General features: G+C 36.7%; 3 protein-coding genes. 1 reads left to right on the plus strand and 2 read right to left on the minus strand.

Annotation, left to right across the window (positions count from 1 at the left end):
- Positions 1 to 256 precede the first annotated feature (256 nt).
- Positions 257 to 406 (plus strand): hypothetical protein, encoded by a 150-nt coding sequence (locus RZN25_12450; GenBank protein ID MEQ6377627.1) that lies wholly within the window; start codon positions 257 to 259, stop codon positions 404 to 406.
- Between the two features lie 385 nt (positions 407 to 791).
- On the opposite strand, the gene RZN25_12455 is transcribed toward RZN25_12450, so the two are convergent.
- The gene (locus tag RZN25_12455; GenBank protein MEQ6377628.1) at positions 792 to 2,948 is read right to left on the minus strand and encodes a hypothetical protein; all 2,157 of its coding nucleotides are present in this window, start codon (positions 2,946 to 2,948) and stop codon (positions 792 to 794) included.
- A 152-nt stretch (positions 2,949 to 3,100) separates the two neighbouring features.
- Positions 3,101 to 4,267: an iron-containing alcohol dehydrogenase gene (locus RZN25_12460; GenBank protein ID MEQ6377629.1), complete on the minus strand. Its 1,167-nt coding sequence runs from the start codon at positions 4,265 to 4,267 to the stop codon at positions 3,101 to 3,103.
- Between the last annotated feature and the right edge of the window lie 113 nt (positions 4,268 to 4,380).

The following is a 4,380-nucleotide window of genomic DNA, read 5'->3' on the forward strand; positions in this document are numbered from 1 at the left end:
CGACTCTAGTCGATAGGGCGCTGGAGCTAGACATATTTTATACTTTTGTATGAAAACAGACACTGCAAAACTTTTATATACGTGATCAAGTCACAATAGATGGTACTTCTATACCGTCACAACCCGTTTCTTATGCAGGGTATCCTTCTTCAGGATTCATCAATGTATATTTCTACCTGGTCATATTGTTATTAAAGGTATTCTCGAAGATGAACAACAAGATTTATCCTCCTTGTTTGATTAGGAATCCATTTTCATGGTAGATGGTGGCTCCGCGAAGCGAGCCATAATGATTTCTTATCTTGTAAGAAAAGCACTTGTTTCTGCGAAGAAGTTCTTAGAAGCTTGCCTTCATGCGATTACTTTTGCAAAAAAACTTCGAAGATTACCCGATGAAGCTTTTTAGCTAGAACTAGAAAAATTCTCTAACAACTTATAAATTCTGAAACTATTAGAAAACTTGGCATTTGCTAAGCCTTTGTGACGAATGCCGTAGTTTCACTTATGCAGATAGGAAAGTTGCTAAAAAAGCATTCATAAAGTGAAACTTCAATCAGTGGGCGTTCCTCACTGATTGTTAGTACCCAAGGATATGACCTAAAGAGTCCCTTGAACCAATCGGACATTTACGGACAGTTTATCCCCACCTACTCTTTTCGTTACACTTAAGACTTAAGATGGGGTATTTCTCCCATGAAAACAAAACATTAAATTTTTTCATCCTTGTTAGTGAAGCTTGCTTCATGGTTTCATGCAGGATAAATTTATATGGGTGCTACTGTTTGAGCATATTATTCTGATATTCCTATTTTTTCTATAAGGATTTTCCCTGGCTTGTTTTTGAAATAGAAACTCATTTCTTCAATCTCTTCAAAATTCACCTCCGAATTTTCCATTTCAAAAAGAGAAATCGGCAAATGAAAAGATTGGAATACAGGTTCCCATGATGCTTCATACTTTCCTTCACGAAAGATTTCATCAAACCAACCAAATATCGTATAATCCGTTTTAATAACTGGCGGAACAGGAAGGAATTGTTCCAATGGAAGCATTACAGTTTCCCCTTTGATATCCATCAACTCCACATAAATTTCAGGAAGAGCCACCGGATTTTCTTGGTCCGCTTCCTCATCAATATTAGCCAATGTAACCACCAGTGATTCTGGCCTACCCTTCCATTGATTGGACAAGTCCCATTTAATCTGCGCATTTGTCACCCATTCCAATTGAAGAGCATCTTGAAGGCGGTTATTTCCAATACGATCTTTAGGAGTTATTATTTGATTTTCAACAAAACCTTCAGCTGCAGAAAAAGATTCCTTGTCTCCTTCCTCAAATTGGACTAATGTTTTATACGAACTACCCTCATATTTATTAATATAGAGCGTATCTGGAATCCAGTTTTGCCCATAACGGAAATCTTGAAATAAAGGAATATACTGCTCCTTCTCATGAAAAGCTACTTCCATTAAGGCTGAAAGATATACTTTAGCTATATTTCTCTGATTTTCAGGACTTATAGTTTGCTTTTGGCTTAAAAATAACCCTCTAGGAAGACTGTTATCTTTTCGTCCCCATTTTGTATTAAACTGACTATGATTTGCATCTGCAATATAAAGAGAAGCCTTGAATAGATTTACTTCTTGATCAAAGGATGTTCTTGCGTATTGCCGGTCCCCTCGAAAATCGTTCAAATCCCCATCACGCGCCCCATGCAACAGAAAATAATACTTGTTTTTCAAATACGCTTTTTTTCCATCTACAGATTGGTCGGTAGGCGCAATTCCTACTACGACCTGAATATTTAATTCTTCTATTCCTTTTAAAGCAGGATCATCTGGAAAGAAAGATTGATAATCTGCGGCCATTGCAACAGCTTGTCCTCCCCTTGAATGTCCAATTAAGGCGACTTTATCAAGATCAACTTTCCCAAAGAGTGAAGAAGTTGGATTTTGAGTTAAATCCTTAACTTGAATCAGATGTTTTAACATGATCCAGGCTCTTAATTCATAGTTATTGTTAGGGCTTCCTGAGACATTCGAAAAGTTTATAAAATCCTCATCTACTGATACTGCTATAAATCCTCGGCTGGCAAAAAGCTCTCCTAGATAATTATAGCCACTTGTAGAAAAATCCTCCATCGCATGGTTACCATGCACCATAAAGATAATAGGAAATGGCCCCCTACCTTCTGGAATCCACATTCGTCCATTCAGAGGAAGATTACTTTGGTCGAACCCCCAGAATTCTTCTCTCTTAGAACTCCATTCAGTAACGAGGTGGGTAGCATCAACACTTGGTGTAATAATAGAAACTTCTTTACCAAACTCCTTCCTATGGGGATCTTTTCCACTTCCATAGGTTAAAAAGGCATAGGAGTAGTTTCCGTGTTCTCCAGGATTATCAAAGGATAATGGAGTAACATGATTTCGATTAACCTTTGACAAATACTCATTTGAAAGATCCGGGAGGAATACATATGTTAATCCCAAGCTAATAAGCAATGTTATTGCAACCTTGACCCATATTCTAATCTTCTTATGGAACAAGAAAAATAACCATACTCCTATGAATAAAGAAAGAATCGAAAAGATTAATCCCATAATAATGGAGAAAAGATTTCCTGAATTTTCACTTTCCAAAACAACAATAACTGCAAAGGTACTGTAAACCAAACTTCCTAACCACATCTTTGGCAAAGGAATATATAGCATAGAAAAAACAAGCCCTATCACAACCATGCTTAATGCAAAAAACACGGTATGGAATGCAATGACCTTCATTATTTCAAGCCAAAGGTGCCCTCCCTTTGTATTACCAATTGCAAAAATGGATGCCCCACCTGTAGTTGTTATCCATAAAGAAACCATCATCCAAACAGTCAATTTTGATTCTTTAGATGGGATGATGGAGATACGACCTATTATCCAGCTCACTATTTTTTTCATTAACCCTCAATTCCTCTTTTATGCGTTAGATGTTTATATACTAACATTTTACCTATCTCAAGGATATAAGGAAAGATTTGAAGCAACCTAATCTTGATGCGAAAGACAAATAAAAAAATGAAGTGCTCATTTGAGACACCTCATTTTTTTATTTAAATAGAAAGCTCTAATATTTTTTCAACATCTTTTTTTCCTAGAACTTTAAACTGACCAAATTCCCCGCGTTTCATCGCACGATCAGTAATGAGTTCAAATTGTTCAGACCCGATCTTATAATCCTGTAATGTCCTAGGTGCTCCTAAGGAAGACCAAAACTCTCTTAGTTTTTCAATTCCTTCTAACGCAATTTGTTCATCTTTTTTACCAGAAGGGTCAACATCAAAAACTCGGACAGCAAATTGCTTAAATCTCTCGATATTTTCATGCATTGTATGTTTCATCCAATTTGGGAAGAGAATGGCCAAGCCACCTGCATGAGGGATATCATGAACAGCTGATACCGCATGTTCAATGTTATGAGTAGCCCAGTCTCCACGATAGCCCATTTGAAGCATTCCATTTAAAGCAATGGTACCTGCATACATAATCGTTTCACGATGCTCATACGATTCAAGATTTTCTAATAATTTTGGAGCTGAATCTATCACGGCCTTTAAAACCCCTTCACACATACGGTCTTGCACCGGAGAAAGAGTGGGATTGTGAAAATATTGTTCAAATATATGACTCATCATATCCACAATTCCATAAATCGTCTGATCACGAGGAACCGTTAACGTATTCGTTGGGTCTAAAATTGAAAAAGTCGGGAAAGTAAGTGTTCCAAAACCCCATCCGTACTTTTCTTGAGTTTCTAAATTGGTAATAACTGCCCCACCATTCATCTCTGATCCAGTCGCAGCAAGCGTTAAAATCGTTCCAAAAGGGATAACTCCTTTTGGATCTGCCTTTCTTGTCACAAGATCCCAAGGGTCTCCCTCATATGTAGCTCCTGCAGCAATCGTTTTGGTACAATCTATTACACTCCCGCCACCAACAGCTAAAATAAAGTCAACCTTATTTTCTTTGCAAAGTCTTACCCCTTCTCTAACGGAAGTAATTCTTGGATTGGGATCTACTCCGCTCAATTCAACTACATTTATATTTCTTTCTTTGAAGATTTGAACCACTTGATCATAGAGACCAAATTTTTTAATACTTCCGCCACCATAAACAAGAAGCACATTTTGAGTACCTGGTGGAATTTCTTCTTTTAATTTTGTGACTTGTCCTTTTCCAAAAATTAATTTAGTTGGATTATGAAATACAAACGGATCCATACTATCTCTCCTTCTCTATATATTACATGTATTATTATGAGCGTTTGTTTTAAAACGATCAAAAATTTAAACTCATTTAATTAGGGTCTGCTGAATAAATATAAAATCCACTA

The sequence above is a fragment of the Bacillaceae bacterium S4-13-56 genome (assembly GCA_040191315.1).
GTDB lineage: Bacteria > Bacillota > Bacilli > Bacillales > JAWJLM01 > JAWJLM01.